Origin of the sequence: Micromonospora saelicesensis, from assembly GCF_900091575.1 — a bacterium.
Classification (GTDB): domain Bacteria; phylum Actinomycetota; class Actinomycetes; order Mycobacteriales; family Micromonosporaceae; genus Micromonospora; species Micromonospora saelicesensis.
Genome location: NZ_FMCR01000007.1, coordinates 298,491 through 314,032, shown reverse-complemented (window position 1 = coordinate 314,032; position 15,542 = coordinate 298,491). Strand labels below are relative to the sequence as shown.

Sequence of the window (15,542 nt, the reverse complement as noted above, 5' to 3'; positions counted from 1 at the left end):
TCGATACCGATTGACATCAAGTTACATGACTGTAAAACTTCGCCGCAGGCCGAGTACCGCGACTGACTAGTCGAGGAGACATCGATGGCAACGAAGCGGCGTGCGAGTGCCGTTCTGGCACTGTTAATGACAAGTGTTGTCGTCCTCGCCGGGTGTTCCGGCGGCGGCGAAGAGGCGGCCCCTCAGAGCGAGCTGTACAAGGACCCGGTGACCCTGAGCTGGTGGCACAACGCCTCCCAGGACGGGCCCGGCAAGACCTACTGGGAGAAGGTCGCCAAGGACTTCTCCGCACTCCACCCCACCGTCAAGATCGAGATCGAGGCGATCGAGACGAACCAGCTCCAGCGCACCCGGCTCCCTGCCGCGCTGCTGAGCAGCGACCCGCCGGACATCTTCCAGGCCTGGGGCGGCGGCGAGATGACCGAGCAGGTGGAGGCCGACTACCTCAAGGAAATCACCGACCAGACCAAGACCGAGGTCGGCGACATCGGCAGCGCCGCGGAGATCTGGCAGGTCAAGGGCAAGCAGTACGGCCTGCCGTTCCGGATGGGCATCGAAGGCGTCTGGTACAACAAGGAAATGTTCGCCAAGGCGGGCATCGCGGCTCCGCCGACCACCTTCGAGGAGCTCAACACCGCGGTCACCAAGCTCAAGGCGATCAACGTCATTCCGATCGCCGTGGGTGCCGGTGACAAGTGGCCGGCCGCGCACTGGTGGTACAACATGGCCCTGCGCGCCTGCTCGGTCGACGCCCTCAAGAAGGCCTCCGCGGAGAAGAACTTCGACGATCCGTGCTTCGTGAAGGCCGGCCAGGACCTGAAGGCGTTCATCGACACCAAGCCGTTCCAGCCCAACTTCATCGCCACGCCGGGCCAGAACGACCCGACCAGCGCCAACGGCATGCTCGCCAACGGCAAGGCCGCGATGGAGCTCATGGGTGACTGGAACCGCGGCACGCTGGACACCGTCACCACGGACAAGGCGAAGCTCGCCTCGTTCCTCGGCTGGTTCCCGGTGCCGGCGATCTCCGGTTCCCCGGGTGACCCGAAGGCGGCTCTCGGCGGTGGCGACGGGTTCTCCTGCGCCAAGAACGCCCCGGCCGAGTGCGTCGAGTTCCTCAAGTACCTCGTGAGCCCCGAGGTGCAGAAGGGCTACGCCGAGACCGGCACCGGCCTGCCTGTCGCCAAGGGCGCGGCGGACGCCGTGAAGGACCCCGCGCTGAAGTCCATCCTGGAGGCCACCTCCGGAGCGAGCTACGTCCAGCTCTGGCTGGACACGGCGTACGGCAGCACCGTCGGCAACGCGATGAACGACGCGATCGTCGCCATCTTCGCCGGCAACGGGACGCCTGAGAAGGTCGTCTCGGCAATGAAGGCGGCCGCAAGCAAGTGACCTCCGCCAACCAGATCCGTATGCCCGCCGGCGGCGCTTCCGCGTCGCCGGCGGGCCCCCGCAGGGGCGGGCACGACTCCGCCCGCCGAGCCGACAACCGCCGCAAGTGGTACGAGATCATCGGGCTCACCACACCGGCCGTTCTGATCTACGTGATGTTCGTGCTGGTGCCGATGGGCTTCGCGGTCTACTACAGCCTGTTCCGGTGGCGCGGTGTCGGGCCTCCCACCGAGTTCGTCGGTCTGCGCAACTACACCCTCGCCTTCCAGGATCCGATCTTCCTCGACGCCTTGCGCAACAACGCGCTCATCGTGTTCGGGTCGCTGCTGATCCAGGGCCCGATCGCCCTGGGCGTCGCCCTGCTGCTCAACCGTCGCTTCCGCGGGCGGGCCGTGTTCCGCCTGCTGGTGTTCGTGCCGTACGTGCTGGCCGAGGTCACCGTCGGCATCATGTGGAAGCTGCTGCTGACCGGCGACGGCACTGTCGACGCGCTGCTGCGGTCGCTGGGAATGGGCGGCCTGGTGCAAGCCTGGCTGGCGGACCTGGATGTGGTCATCTGGACCCTGCTGGCCATCCTCACCTGGAAATACGTCGGCTTCGCCATCATCCTGCTCCTCGCCGGGTTGTCCAATGTGCCCGACGAGCTGACCGAGGCGGCGGCCATCGACGGCGCGAGCTGGTGGCAGATCCAACGGCACGTCACGATCCCGCTGCTCGGCCCGACGATCCGGATCTGGATGTTCCTGTCCATGATCGGCTCGCTGCAGATCTTCGACATGATCTGGGTGACCTCGGTGCCCGCGGTGCGGTCCCTCGGTGCGTCGGCCACCATGGCGACATACATGGTGGACAACGGGTTCTTCGCCCGGCTGTGGGGCTACGGCAACGCTGTGGCGGTAATCCTGTTCGTCATCTCCTTCGTGGCGGCGCTGCTGTTCCAGCGGTTCCTGCTCCGCCGCGACATCGAGGGCGCCATCACCGGAAGGGCGAAGTGACGATGGCCGTGAACTCGGTTCTCCCCCCGTCCACCGGACGCCGTCAGGTCTCCTGGGGCACGCCGCTCACCTACGCGCTCGCCCTCGCGATCGCTGCGGTGTCGATCGCCCCGGTCATCTACGTGGTCATCGGCGGTTTCCGCACCACCCCCCAGATCGTCGCGGACCCGGCCGGCCTGCCCGACCCGTTCGTCTGGGACAACTACGCCAGGGTGCTGACCCAGAGCAACTTCTGGCAACAGGCGTTCAACAGTGCTGTCATCGCCCTGGGCACCACGCTGGCCGTGGTCGTGCTCGGACTGGCCGCCGCGTTCGTGCTCGCCCGCTACAGCTTCCGCGGGCGGGAAGGGCTCTACACCTTCTTCACCCTCGGTCTGCTGTTTCCGGCCGGGGCGGCGATCCTGCCGCTCTACCTCATGCTGCGTGACCTGAACCTGATCAACTCCTACTACGCGGTGATCCTGCCGCAGGTCGCCTTCTCACTGCCACTGACGATCGTGATCCTGCGTCCCTTCCTCTCGGCCATCCCGAGAGAGTTGGAGGACGCCGCCGCCATCGATGGTGCGAGCCGGCTCGGGTTCCTCTGGCGCGTCGCGATGCCGCTGTCGCGGCCCGCGCTCGTCACCGTTGGCGTCCTGGCGTTCGTGGCGAGCTGGAACTCGTTCCTGCTGCCCCTGCTCGTCCTCAGCGACGTCAACCTGCACACCCTGCCGCTGGGCGTGCAGAACTTCTCCAGCCAGTACACCACCGACACGGCGGGCGTACTCGCCTTCACCTCGCTGGCGATGCTGCCGGCACTGCTCTTCTTCACACTCGCGGAAAAGCAGATCGTCGGTGGTCTGCAGGGTGCGGTCAAGGGCTGAGCGGCAGCGGTACGAGCACAACCACAGGAAGGCACAGCATGACTGAGGTCCACGCGGTAGTGGGCGGGCCGGCGCCGGCTCAGGCAGGTCGGGAGCACGGCCGACCGGATGGGCGCGACGGCGAGGCCCGCCTACGCGATCTCCTCGGCCGGATGACGATCGAGGAGAAGCTCGCCCAGCTCGTCGGCTTCTGGGAGAAGGAGGACGGCGAGGCCGTCGCACCGTTGCAGGGGGAGTTCGGCGACGCCTTCAAACTCGAAGACTTCTCCCGGCACGGGCTCGGTCACCTCACCCGCACCTACGGCACCCGCCCCGTGGACGCGGTCGAACACGCGGCCTGGTTGTGGAAGTTCCAGCGCGACCTGGTCACCGGCACCCGGCTCGGCATCCCGGCGATCGTCCACGAGGAGTGCCTCACCGGGCTGTCCGCGTGGAAGGCGGCCACCTTCCCCACCCCACTGGCCTGGGGTGCCGCGTTCGACCCCGAACTGGTCACCGAGATGGCCGCGGCGATCGGCTCCTCGATGCGGGCCCTGGGCGTACACCAGGGGCTCTCACCGGTGCTCGACGTGATCCGTGACCCCCGCTGGGGCCGGGTGGACGAGTGCATCGCCGAAGACCCGTACCTGGTCGGCACCATCGGCACGTCGTACGTGCGTGGCCTCCAGTCGCAGGGAGTGCACGCCACCCTCAAGCACTTCGCCGGATACTCCGCCTCGCGCGCCGGGCGCAACTTCGGCCCGGTGCACATCGGCCGCCGGGAACTGGCCGACGTGCTGCTCCCCCCGTTCGAGATGGCGATCATCGACGGCGACGCCCGCAGTGTCATGCACTCGTACACCGAGATCGACGGGATGCCTGTCGCCGCCGACCCGACGATGCTGACCGGCATCCTGCGCGACCAGTGGGGCTTCGACGGCACAGTGGTGGCCGACTACTACGGGGTCGCGTTCCTGAACCTGCTGCACCACGTGGCGAGCGATCACGCGGACGCGGCCGGGCAGGCGTTGACCGCCGGTCTCGACGTCGAACTGCCGACCGGCGACGCCTATCTGACGCTGGGGGAGTCGGTGCGGGCGGGCAAGCTCGACGAGGCGCTCATCGACCGCGCGGTGCTGCGGGTGCTCCGCCAGAAGCAGGACCTGGGCCTGCTCGACGCGACCTTCAGCGACGAGCCGCCCCAGGCGATCGACCTCGACTCGCCCGAGCACCGTTCGATCGCCCGCCGGCTCGCCGAGGAATCGATCGTGCTGGTCGCCAACCGGGACGCGCTGCCGCTGCCCACCGGGCAACGGGTGGCCCTCATCGGCCCGAACGCCGACCGGCAGAGCGCGCTCTTCGGGTGCTACTCATTCCTCAACCACGTCCTCGCCCAGCACCCCGGCGCGGAGGCCGGCATCGACGTGCCGACAGTGCTCGACGCCGTGCGGGCCGAGTTCGGCGGCGATCTCGTCACCTGGGCACGCGGCTGCGACGTGGACACCGACGACCGGTCCGGATTCGACGAGGCCGTCACCACGGCCTCCGGCGCGGACGTGGCCGTCCTGGTCGTCGGCGACCACGCCGGCCTCTTCGGACGCGGCACGGTCGGCGAAGGCTGCGACCGGGACGACCTGGAGCTGCCCGGCGTCCAGCGCGAACTGGTCGAGTCGGTGCTGGCGACCGGCACACCGGTCGTCCTCGTGCTGGTCACCGGCCGGCCGTACGCCATCGGCTGGGCGCTCGCGCGCTGCGCGGCGGTGGTGCAGGCGTTCTTCCCGGGTGAGGAGGGCGCCGGGGCGATCGCGGGGGTGCTCTCCGGGCGGGTCAATCCGTCGGGCCGGCTGCCCGTGACCCTGCCCGGGTCGGCCGGCGCGCAGCCGTACTCCTACCTGCACCCCACCCTCGGTGCGGGCAACGCGGGGACCAACCTGCTGGCGACGCCCGTGGCGCCGTTCGGCCACGGCCTGTCCTACACGACATTCGCGTACGACGAGCTCACCGTGCCCAGCACGGCGCCCACCAGCGGGGCGGTACAGGTGATCGTGCGGGTGACGAACACCGGCGCGGTCGCCGGTGACGACGTGGTCCAGCTCTACGGTCGCGACGTGGTCGCCTCGGTGACCCGGCCGGTGGCGCAGCTGCTCGGCTACCAGCGAGTCCATCTGGAGCCGGGCCAGTCCGTCACTGTCGAGCTGACGGTGCCCACCACCCGTCTGGCCTTCTCCGACCGCACGTTCACCCGCGTGGTGGAGCCCGGCGACGTCGAGCTGTGGGTCGGCACCAGCGCGCGGCGGGACGCCCAGGCGGTGACCACGCTGGTCGGTGACACCGTCCCGGTCACCACCACCTCGCCACGCTGGACCACCACCGACGTGCGCTGAGAGCCGGTCCGCCGATTGTCCCCTGAGGACAGTCGGCGGACCGGCCCACTCGCGCGCCGGTTCTCCGCGATGACCTCGCACGGCAGCGCAGGGCCGGCGCGCGTCCGAGCTGGCGACGCCAGCACTACCGACGTGCTACTCGCGCGCGCGGTCCTGGTGGGGGCCGAGCTGGCTGATCTCGTACCCGTCGGGGTAGCTCTTGGCCTTGATCCCATCGGCGAACAACGCGGTCGTCCGTGGTGCCCCGAACCACCGCTGCAACCGTGAGCGCGTCCGCAATGCCAGGTGCAACCCCGCCCGGAGCGGCCAGGCCGGCGTGTCGACCCGCGTCGCGCGTCGCAGCGGCGCGTCGTACAGGGCGCTGACCAGCGCGTTTCCCAGCGGAGCGAGCATCCGGGGGATCCGGGTGAGCATCAGCATGCGGGTGGCGCGTTCGATGGCCGCCGCGTCGTCGTTGGGTCGCAGGTGAGCTGCGTCGTACGCGTCGAACCAGGTCTCGAACTCGTCGTAGGACCCGGGGATGTCGGTGATGCCCATTCGTCGGCCCAGTTCCCGGTAGAACAGGTACGTGGCGTGACGTTCGTGGCAGCAGGGTGGGCGCCAGCCGTACTCCTGCAACCACCGGGTGGGGATCACGACCAGGCAGCCGAGGACGTAGCGGAAGTCGTCGTTGCTGATGTCGTACGGGCGGTGGATCTGGTTGACGCGCCGCAACGCCTCGCGGCCCCGAGGTTGGTCGAAGCCATTGAGCACCATCTCGTACATCAGCAGACCGGTGTCGTCGATCCGCTTCTGGGTGCGTTCGGTCAGCTCGCCCGTGGCGGTGTGCACGGTGGCGATTGCGGGAATGGAGAACGAACGGTTGAAGGCGAGGTTGAGCCCGAGCTTCATGTCCCACGGAAACTCGTAGCGCAGCATGGTCTGGTAGATGACCAGGTAGTCGCGTTCCGGGTCGAGCGCACGGGTGCGGGTCAGGTTGTCGTAGCGGCCTCTCATCGGCGGACCTCCGGGCTCTGGCCACCCAACCAGGTGACGGTGGTCAGCCGGGCGCCGAGTAACCGGCGTGCCCGGGCGACCTGACGCGCGTTCGCGTTGACCAGCACGGGCTGCTCGGCGGCGCCGAGGATGGGCAGATCCGACAGCGAGTCGCTGTAGGCCACCCGCCACGGTGGGGTCACCCCCTGGCCGGCGAGCTGCGCCATCTTGGTCGCCCCGTGGTTGTGCACGATCAGCCTCGGCCCGCGAATGCGCGAGGCCACCAGCTCGACCCCGGTGAGGCCGATCGCGTCGAGCACCGCGCGCGCCAGGGTGTGCTCGCACGCGGTCACCACGATGACCCGGTCGCCGGCGGCGAGATGGGTACGGATCATCCGCAGACCGGGCGCGATGATCCGCCCTGGCTCCGCACCGAGGTCCGCGCCGAAGCGTTCCAACTCCGCCCGCAACTCGTCCGCGTTCCGGCCCACCAAGCCGATTCGGCTCACCCACCGGGCCGCCCACGGACGGAGGGCGCGAATGGTGGCGATGGGCGCGAGGAGAACGAGCGCGGCGACGGCGAGCGGCAGCCGGGCACCCGCGAAGGCAGTGCGTCGCAGGAACAGCCCGAACGCGTCGCCGCGCAGCAGTACACCGTCGAAATCGAAGATCACGGTGTCTGCGGTCGACGCCCTCACTGGTCTACCGACCCTGGTGCCACGGGCGGTTCGCCATGAGCCGAGTGTACGGGTGGCCGGGTGGGTCAGGTCGGCTCGGCCGTGGACGGTAGCACCGCGATCAGGTTGAGCACCTCGACGGCGCCGGCCGGGCCGAAGGCGTCGGTGAGGATGGCCGTGAACGCCTCGTCGCCGAGCCCGGCCCGCAGTTCGCGCAGCGCGTTGAGGTCGAGCGCCGCGTTCGTCGACCCGATCTGCCGGTCGATGCTCAGGGCCTCGACGATCAGCGGGATGCCCTCCGCCGGGTGGCCCTGTTCGACGCGCAACTGCCCGATCGCCACCTGGTCCAGCGCCACCTCTTCCCAGTTGCCCTGCTCGCGGTCGATTCGCAGGCAGGTCCGGTAGCACCGCTCGGCCAGGGCCCGGTCGCCGCGCAGGCCGGCCACCCGGCCGAGGTGGAAGGTGCTGTTGGAGACGCCCGAGCGGTTCCCGAGCCGCTTCTTGATCGCGATGGAGCGGCGGTAGAACCCATCCGCGCCGGCGAGATCCTCCTGCTCCTCGCAGACCCGGCCGAGCTGGTGCAGGACGATGGCCTGGTTGGGCTCGTGGCGCAGCACGCGGTAGACCTCCAGCGCCTGCTCGTACCGGGACCGGGCCTCGGTCAGCCGGCGGGTCTCCAGGGCCGCCCGGCCGAGGTCCTCGTGGCACTTGGCGACCCCCGCCCGGTGGCCGGCGGCGGCGCAGATCGGCAACGCCCGCAGCAGGCACATCCGGGCGATGCCGAACTCACCCGCCTGGGCTGCGGCGATGGCGAGCAGGACGTACCCACTGCCGAGCGGCGTCGGGTGGGAGACGTCGAACCGGAACCGCAGGTACGCCTCGACCCACTCGGCCCGCTGCGCCGCCTGCCGCGGGTCGAGGTGCCGGGCCAGCAGGGCGGAGAAGGGTTGCGCGCCCAGTTCCAGGCGCTGCACGGCCAGCCACTCCAGGGCCGCCTGGAGCGGCGGCTCGTCGTCCCCGCCGATCGCGTTCAGGGTGTGCGGCACCGCCTCGGCGGCCCGGCCGAGGACGGTGCGGACGCTGCCGAGCAGTTCGTCGCAGCGGCGCAGCAGCCGGTCCTCGCCGAGGGCCGCGACGATCGTCCGGGCGCGGGCGAAGCAGTTCTCGGCGAATTCGAGGTCGTCGAGGTCGCGGGAGAGGTGACCGAGCAGCAGCGAGCACTCCGCGATGTGACCGTTGCTGCCGACCTCCTCGAATATCTTCAGGGCGGCGCGGACCCGCTCCTCGGCGGTCTCGTACGCGAACTGGGCGAGGGCGATCCGCCCGAGCATCACCAGCCCGCTGCCCTGCTGGACCCGGACGCCCAACCGGCCGTAGGTGGTGATCGCCACCTGGATGCACCGCTCCGCCTTCACGAGGTCCCGGGCCTCGAAGGCGAGTACGCCGATCTGGTGGTGGCTCGCCGCGATCCCCTCCAGGTCGTCGAGGTCCCGGGCGATCGCCAGCTCCTCCAGGTAACGCGACATGGCCAGCTCGGCGTCGCCGTTGCCGCGGGCGATGCCGGCGAGCTGGTGCAGGGTCCGGGAGACCGCCGCGCGGTCGTCGAGCCCGCTCAGGATCGTCAGCGCCTCCTGGAACAGCCGGTCCGCGGTCGCCCGGTCACCCCGGTTGTCCGCGACCAGGCCCAACTGGTGCAGGAGCTTGCCGACTCCGCTGTCGTCGCCGAGATCCCGGTAGACGGCCAGCGCCGCCTCGTAGCGCTCCGTCGCCTGCGGGTACTCGCCCCGGCTGAGGTGCACGTCGCCGAGTCCCTTCAGGAAGCTCGCCCCGCGCGCCGAGCCCGAGGGCGCCATCGGCAGCAGCTCCCGCCAGATCTTCTCCTCCCAGGCCCAGTGCCCGGCCGCGTGCAACTCCTGGCAGGCCAGCTCGGAGTAGGTGACGACCTCGTCGGTGTCGCCTGCGGCCAGGTGGTGGTACCGCGCCTCGACGGCCCGGCGGATGAAGTCGTGCTGGTCGGTGCTGGACCGGGTCCGCCAGCCCCAGTAACGGCCCGCCCGGCGGTGCGCGTCGACCACCGCGTCGCGGCCGGCGATCCGCAGCAGGCTCGCCGCCGTCCACCGGTGCACCAGGTGGCCCCCGGCCACCGGGGCGAGCAGCCCCAGCTGTGACAGCGTCTCGACCGACTCGTCCAGCCCCGCCGGTTCCGGTGGTGGGTCGTCGCCGTCCGCCGGGTCGGCGAGCTGCCAGGCGAGGCCGGTCCGGTCCACCGGGGTGCGGTACACCGCCGCACCGAGCAGCAACCGCCGGGCCGCCGGGACGGCCTCCAGGCGGCCGAGCAGCCGGGGCAGCAGCACATCCTCGGCGGCCAGCGCGCCGGCCTCGGCCAGCGGCGTGCCGACCTCCGCCGACCCGGCGCCCCGGCCACCGCCGGCCTCGGCCAGTCGGCCGGCGACCTCGTCGGATCGGGCGCTGCCACCACGTAGCAGGCCGTCGAGGTATTCCAGCGCGCGCGGGTGACCACCCAGGCGGTGCCACATCCGTTGCTGTTCCGCCGGCGGCAGTTGGCCCACGCCCGGCAGCCGCCAGAGCAGCTTGCGGGTCTCCTGCCAGGAGAGCGGACCGAGGTGGCAGGTTTCGAGACCGGTGACCGGGAACGGGTGCCGGCTGGTCACGACCAGTTCGTGGCGGGACGCCCAGGCGGCGAGGAACGCGGCCAGGTCCGTGTCGGCCAACCGGTGCTCGGCGTTCAGGGCGTCCTCGGCGTTGTCGAGGACGAGCAGGAGCGGCGGGTCGCCGGTGCCGATCGCGTCCAACCGTCGCCGCCAGTCCTGGCCCGGCTCGGCGAGGGCGACGAGCCATCGCCGCAGCGGGTCGTCCGGGGCCGCTCCGGCGCATCGGCTCTCCACCTGGCGGCGCAGCTCGTCCAGGATCCCGTCGACGGTGGCGTCGCCGTGCGTCGCCACGACGATGCCACAGGCGTCGCGGAACCGCCGCGCGAGTTCCGCGGCGAGACTGGTCTTGCCGATCCCGCCGATGCCGTGGACGAGCACCCGAAGCTTCCCCCGGGAGAGCCGGCGCAGGATCTCCCGGCGGCCCACGAAGTCCGTGGGTGCGCGCACCACGCCGTCCCCGACGAGCGACTGGCCGGGCGGCGCGGCGACGGCCGCGCCGTCCCGTCCGCCGGCCAGCCGCAGCCCGGGGTCGGCCAGGAACAGCGTCGGCATCCACCACTCGGCGGCGGTCGGGGCCAGCTCCCGGCGTACGGCGGAGACCTCCGCCAACAGCTCCGGCTCGCTGTGGGCGGCCAACCGCTCGTAGAGCCGAGCGCAGAACTCGATGGTGTACCCGTCGCTGACCGTCCCGTTCATCGCCAACACCGCCGGCGCGCCGTGGGTCAGCAGCGCGCCGGCCAGCCCGGGCAGCTCCCGCTGATCCTGGCGGGCGGTGGAGCAGCCGGCCAGCACGATCAACGGCACGCTCCGGCCGGGCGGCAGCACCTCGGCCAGGAACCGCGCGGCGTCCACGCGGTCCTCCGTGCCGGTGGGGGTCTCCAGCAGCAGCGCGCCGGGGCGCGCGTGACTGGAGACGTGCAGGACGTGGAACGGCTCCTCGGTGAGGGCGGCCCGGATCGCGGCGGCACTGCCCCACTCCAGGACGCGCACCCGCACCCCGTGCCGATGCCCGGGTTCCACCGCGCCGAGGATCCGCCCGAGTTCCCGCTCGTGGTCCAGCAGCGGCTGGGTCGAGTCGTCCGGGCTCGCGATCGCCGCGAGCATCCGCAGTGGGCCGTCCACCCGGACCGTGGGTGCCGGTGTGTCGGGGCCGGTCCGGCAGACGTCGACGTCGGGGTGCAGCGCCAGCGGCAGTTCCTCGCTGGGCAGCACCAGGGTCTCCCAGGGCAGATCGGCCAGGGCCGGGTCGACGACCTCGATGCCGAGCCGGTGCCGGCCGGGGCGGGCCAGTTCAGCGCGCAGGGCCGGGCCGGGTGCGTCGAGGAAGCGGCGGCCGAGCGCGACGCCGACCTCGTACGACAGCTCCACCGAGGGGCCGCCGCGCAGCCGCCAGAGCAGGTCGGCGGTGCGTTGATCGGCTGGGCCCACCGGGTGTCGGTGCCGGTCGTCCCGGACGGCCAGGACCACGTCGGTCGCGCTGACGGTCAACCGGATCACGAAGGCTCCCTGCGGACGCCCCGACGCCGGGGTGGATTGCCGGACTGACCGATACTGTATCCATGGCTGACGATCCTGAGGAGCTTGCGCAAGTCAACGCCGTGCGGATCAACGACAGCGGCGAGCTGGAGTTCTTCGACGGCCAGCGCTGGCTTCCGTACACCGATCTGCCCGACGACGGGAACGGCCCGCTGGGTGTCGTCTTCCGCGACGACCCCCGATGACCGGGGAGTCGCCGACGAGCGGCGCGGGGTTGGACGCGCTGCCGTCCCCGTTGGACTCGGTCGCGGACAGTCGGGCGGCGGCACGGTGGATCATCTCCTCGGCCGGCGCGGTGGGCGCGCTGCTGCTCGGCGGCGGCCCGCTGATCGCCGCCGGCAAGGTCAACGACTGGGCTCATGCGGCGTGGGCGGGCGGCGGTCTGCTGGTGACGCTGCTCGGCGTGGCCTGGGCGATCTGGCGGACCAGCGAGGTGCTCGTCCCGCCGATGACCACGCCGGCGACGCTCACCGGGCCGGAGCTGCGCGGCCTGCGCGAGCGGCTGGAGGCCGAGCCCTGGTACCACTTCGGCGGGTACGCCGGTGACGTCGACGGTCTGCTGCGTCATCGCCGGATCGCCGCGGAGATCACCTGCCGCCTGTCGACGGCTCCGCCGCAGGAGCGGGCCGCCCTCCGCGCAGGGCTCGCCACCGCGCGCCGCAACATCGCCCGGACCGACCCGTACCTGCGCTGGCTGCTCGCCACGGCGCACGCCTGGCAGGTCAGGGAGGCGTTGCGCCGGGCCCGCCGGCAGACCTTCCTGGCCGCCGCCCTGGTGGTGGTCGGGGCGGTGGTGTTCATCGCCGCGACCGCCGGATAGCGCGCCGCCTCGTCGGGCTACGACGGAAGCGGCGTGCCATCCAGCCGTCGGTCAGTACGGATATCCGGGAACGTTCAGTCGCACGCTATACAGCCCGGAGTCGCCCCACCGGCCCGACGTGACGAAGAGGGTCTGCCGGTCGGGGCCGCCGAACGCCACATTGGTCGTGCCGGAGGTGCCGGAGCGGATCGTGCCGAGCTGGGTGCCTGTGGGGGAGTAGACATGGACCAGGGAGTCCCCGCCCGAGGTCCAGTACACGTTGCCGGCGCAGTCGATCGTGCCGCCGTCCGGGCCGCCGATGTAGTTCACGAAGACGCTGCGGGCGCCGATGCTGCCGTCGGGCTGGACCGCGTACTTGTAGATCTTGTTCTCGGAGTAGGCGCCCACGTACAGCGCGGTCCCGTCCGGCGAGAGCGAGATGCCGTTGGGTTGGCGCAACCGGTCGTCAACCAGCGACACCTGCCCGTTGGAGACGCGGAAGACGCTGGTACGTCCGCTCATCTGGTCGGGGCGGTTGCCGCGCTGGAAGTTGGGGTCGGTGAAGTAGACGACGCCGTCGGAGCGGACCGCGACGTCGTTCGGCGAGTTGAACGCCCGGCCCTGGTAGTTCGCCGCGACGGTGCTGCGGGCCCGGTCGCTCAACCGGTACGCGGACACGCTGCGCTGGTCGTGGGTGGCTGCGACGAGTTGCTGGCCGTCGGCGCTGAGTGCCAGGCCGTTGCTGCCGGCGTCGGCGATGAACGTGTCGAAGCTCGCCGGCGGGGTGAACCGGCGGATCGTCGACGGCTGGACGTTGTACGGCCCGGTGCCGGCGGTCATGTCCGACATCAGCAGGTAGCCGCCGTCGGCGACCCAGACCGGCCCTTCGAGGAACGTGAACCCGCCCTGGATTCGCGGGGCCGTCACGGTGCTGGCCGGCAGCGGTGGACCGTAACTGGCCCCCGTCGGGCAGGCCCCGGGCGGTGCGCCGGGCGGACCGGCGAGCGCGGCGTGAGCGCTGACATGCGCAGCGTCGGCGGCAGCACCGGCAGGCAACGGGGTGGCGGTGACCGCGAGGCACAGGCCGGCCAGTGCGGCGATGGTTGGACGCCAGGTCATCGAATACTCCAATCGGCGTCGAGGGTGGCGATGGCCGGCGTGCGAGGTCGGTGGCTGGCACGGCGTGAGGGCGGGCCGTCGATGTGGATATTCGGGAGCCTAGGTTATGAAATCGCAAGCCGCAGCAATCTTTCGCCGTTGATTCCGAGCGGAACGCGGATCCTAAACACAAAGACGCTGGTCAATGCTATAACCGTCTCCGGAAATCCTTCCGGTACGACCACAGTGGACAGACCAGCGGTGACCAGCGCCGTCGGCTGAGACCGTGGCGCGCGGCGGCCGGGCGGTAGGCCTTCCGAGCGTTCTTCGACGGGACGCAACCTGATGATGGTCCGGTCCCGTCGAGCTTGCGGAGGAGGGAGCCTCGATGGTGGATGCCGAGGGTGAGTTCGTGGAGTACGTCTCCGCGCGACTGCCGAGCCTGCATCGGACCGCGTTCCTGATGTGCGGCGACGCCCATCTGGCCGACGACGTGGTGCAGCAGACGGTCACGGCGCTCTACGTGAACTGGCGCCGGGTCAGCCGGGCCGACAACGTCGACGCGTACGTACATCGGATGCTGGTGCACAAGCTCGTCGATGAGAAGCGGTTGAGCTGGGCGAAGGTTCGCCTGCTGGGGTCGGTGCCGGAGCCGGAGCGCTCGCCGGTGACGCCGCACGACGACCTGGCCGAGCGGGACAGCCTGCTCGCGGCGCTCGCCCGCCTCCCGCGCGGCCAGCGCACGGTGCTGGTCCTGCGGTTCCTGTGCGACCTGTCGCTGAGCGACACGGCCGCCGCGATGGGCTGCTCCGAAGGCAACGTGAAGTCGCAGACTGCTCGGGCGTTGGCGGCCGTCCGCCAGGTGCTCGACGTCACCGAGATGTCAGTGAGGAGCCCGAGATGACCACGGTGGACGATCAGCGGATCGCCGAGATGCTGCGCTCGGTGCCGGTACCGGAGCCGCGGGTCGACCTGAGCCGGGCGGTCCGCGACGGCCGGCGGCGCCGCCAGCGTCGCCGAGTCGGCGGACTCGCCGCGCTGACGGTGCTGGCCGGGGTCGGTGTCGTGGGTGCCGTCCAGGTCGGCGGGACCACCAGCCCGCGGGTTCCCAACATGCCGGCGATCGCTGTGTCACCGGCGGAGACCGGGTCGGCCGCCCCGCGCCCGCCGGTCACCTGCCAGGCGTCGTGGTTGCCGCAGCCGGTCGGCGGTCCGGTCGCGGTGGCCAGTGGGGTCGATCCCACCGGACGGCACATCGTCGGCGACATCGGCACCGGGCGGGAGGACGGGCGGGTCGTGCTGTGGACCGACGGCCGGCCGGTGGTCCTGCCGGCGACCGCGCGGCACGCGGCCGCGGTCAGCAGCCGTGGCGATGTGGTCGGCACCAACGGCGACGGCACCGGCTGGCTGTACCGGGACGGGAAGCTGCGTTTCCTGGCCACCCCGCCCGGCTACGACGCGGTGCTCGTGCACGCCGTCAACGGTCGGGGCGACATCGTCGGCACCGCCCGCAAGTCCGACGACTCGCACCAGGCTGTGCTGTGGTCGACGGAAAACCCCCAGAAGTACCGGCTGATCGGCCAGCGGGGGTCGTCCGCGACCGGGATCACCGAGGACGGCACGATCGTCGGCACCGTGGGCGATCGGCCCTACCGGTGGACGCCGCGGGGCGTCGGGGCGGCGTTGGCAGTGCCCGACGGCTACCCGCGGGCGTCGGTCGACTCGGCGCGGGGCGAATGGGCGATCGGCATGGTTCCCGGCGGCCAACGGAGCGGCGCGGTGCAGATGCTGCCGGTGCGGTGGAATCTCGCCACCGGGGCGGTGAGCCTGCTGCCCTTCCCGGGGGCGAGCGGCATCGCCGGCAATGGTGATGTGCTGGTCGTCGACGGTGCGCCGCTGGTCGTGGCCCCGGACGGCACCTCCCGCCGGTTGCCGGGTCGACCCGAGGTCCGGGCGACCGAGGCGGGCACGTACACGGCCGAGGGAATCAGCGACGACGGTCTGACGGTGGTCGGGGCCGTCTACGAGAACCAGGCGTATCGGCCGCTGGTATGGCGGTGCACACGCTGAGGGGTTGAGCGGCGAAGCCTGAACTCCGTCGTGGGGGCGTGCCGTCCGGACCGTTTCAACCGAGCGGGTCCGTGGGTACGCTCCCACCGGCTGATCACCCGA

The 15,542-nt window shown here is 71.2% G+C and carries 12 protein-coding genes; 8 read left to right on the top strand and 4 right to left on the bottom strand.

Annotation, left to right across the window (positions count from 1 at the left end; translation table 11 throughout):
• Nucleotides 1–84: 84 nt before the first annotated feature.
• The 4 genes from GA0070561_RS27830 to GA0070561_RS27815 are packed head-to-tail and all read left to right on the top strand — an operon-like array spanning nucleotide 85 to nucleotide 5,613.
• On the top strand, nucleotides 85–1,392 hold the full coding sequence (locus tag GA0070561_RS27830) for an ABC transporter substrate-binding protein (protein WP_091407041.1): 1,308 nt from the start codon (nucleotides 85–87) through the stop codon (nucleotides 1,390–1,392).
• Complete coding sequence (locus tag GA0070561_RS27825; protein ID WP_091407038.1) at nucleotides 1,389–2,387, top strand: carbohydrate ABC transporter permease; 999 nt, start codon at nucleotides 1,389–1,391, stop codon at nucleotides 2,385–2,387. The genes GA0070561_RS27830 and GA0070561_RS27825 overlap by 4 nt, the downstream gene beginning before the upstream one ends.
• A gap of 2 nt (nucleotides 2,388–2,389) precedes the next feature.
• Entirely contained in the window at nucleotides 2,390–3,250 is an 861-nt protein-coding gene (locus GA0070561_RS27820) for a carbohydrate ABC transporter permease (protein ID WP_181539431.1), read from the top strand.
• A 38-nt stretch (nucleotides 3,251–3,288) separates the two neighbouring features.
• Nucleotides 3,289–5,613 carry a beta-xylosidase/alpha-l-arabinosidase gene (locus GA0070561_RS27815; RefSeq protein ID WP_091407034.1) on the top strand — a complete coding sequence of 775 codons (2,325 nt, stop codon included), beginning with the start codon at nucleotides 3,289–3,291 and terminating at the stop codon, nucleotides 5,611–5,613.
• 135 nt (nucleotides 5,614–5,748) lie between these two features.
• Here GA0070561_RS27815 and GA0070561_RS27810 read toward each other — a convergent pair whose 3' ends face one another.
• The 3 genes from GA0070561_RS27810 to GA0070561_RS27800 form a co-directional block, all read right to left on the bottom strand.
• Entirely contained in the window at nucleotides 5,749–6,609 is an 861-nt protein-coding gene (locus GA0070561_RS27810; RefSeq protein WP_091407032.1) for an oxygenase MpaB family protein, read from the bottom strand.
• The gene (locus tag GA0070561_RS33790) at nucleotides 6,606–7,262 is read right to left on the bottom strand and encodes a haloacid dehalogenase-like hydrolase (protein ID WP_167362505.1); all 657 of its coding nucleotides are present in this window, start codon (nucleotides 7,260–7,262) and stop codon (nucleotides 6,606–6,608) included. Before GA0070561_RS33790 ends, GA0070561_RS27810 begins: the two co-directional genes overlap by 4 nt.
• 89 nt (nucleotides 7,263–7,351) lie before the next feature.
• A complete protein-coding gene (locus GA0070561_RS27800) occupies nucleotides 7,352–11,434 on the bottom strand; it encodes a tetratricopeptide repeat protein (RefSeq protein ID WP_091407030.1) in 4,083 nt (1,360 codons plus the stop codon).
• Between the two features lie 62 nt (nucleotides 11,435–11,496).
• Between GA0070561_RS27800 and GA0070561_RS33785 the strand changes: the two genes are divergently transcribed.
• Nucleotides 11,497–11,658 (top strand): hypothetical protein, encoded by a 162-nt coding sequence (locus GA0070561_RS33785; protein WP_167362504.1) that lies wholly within the window; start codon nucleotides 11,497–11,499, stop codon nucleotides 11,656–11,658.
• Nucleotides 11,655–12,293: a hypothetical protein gene (locus GA0070561_RS27795; RefSeq protein ID WP_091407027.1), complete on the top strand. Its 639-nt coding sequence runs from the start codon at nucleotides 11,655–11,657 to the stop codon at nucleotides 12,291–12,293. The genes GA0070561_RS33785 and GA0070561_RS27795 overlap by 4 nt, the downstream gene beginning before the upstream one ends.
• Nucleotides 12,294–12,344: 51 nt before the next feature.
• Here GA0070561_RS27795 and GA0070561_RS27790 read toward each other — a convergent pair whose 3' ends face one another.
• Nucleotides 12,345–13,391, bottom strand: coding sequence for an SMP-30/gluconolactonase/LRE family protein (locus GA0070561_RS27790; RefSeq protein ID WP_091407025.1), 1,047 nt, complete (start codon nucleotides 13,389–13,391; stop codon nucleotides 12,345–12,347).
• Nucleotides 13,392–13,758: 367 nt separating this feature from the next.
• On the opposite strand from GA0070561_RS27790, the gene GA0070561_RS27785 reads away from it, so the two are divergent.
• The gene (locus GA0070561_RS27785) at nucleotides 13,759–14,274 is read left to right on the top strand and encodes a SigE family RNA polymerase sigma factor (RefSeq protein ID WP_091407022.1); all 516 of its coding nucleotides are present in this window, start codon (nucleotides 13,759–13,761) and stop codon (nucleotides 14,272–14,274) included.
• Entirely contained in the window at nucleotides 14,271–15,440 is a 1,170-nt protein-coding gene (locus GA0070561_RS27780) for a hypothetical protein (RefSeq protein WP_091407018.1), read from the top strand. Before GA0070561_RS27785 ends, GA0070561_RS27780 begins: the two co-directional genes overlap by 4 nt.
• The last annotated feature ends 102 nt before the right edge of the window (nucleotides 15,441–15,542 follow it).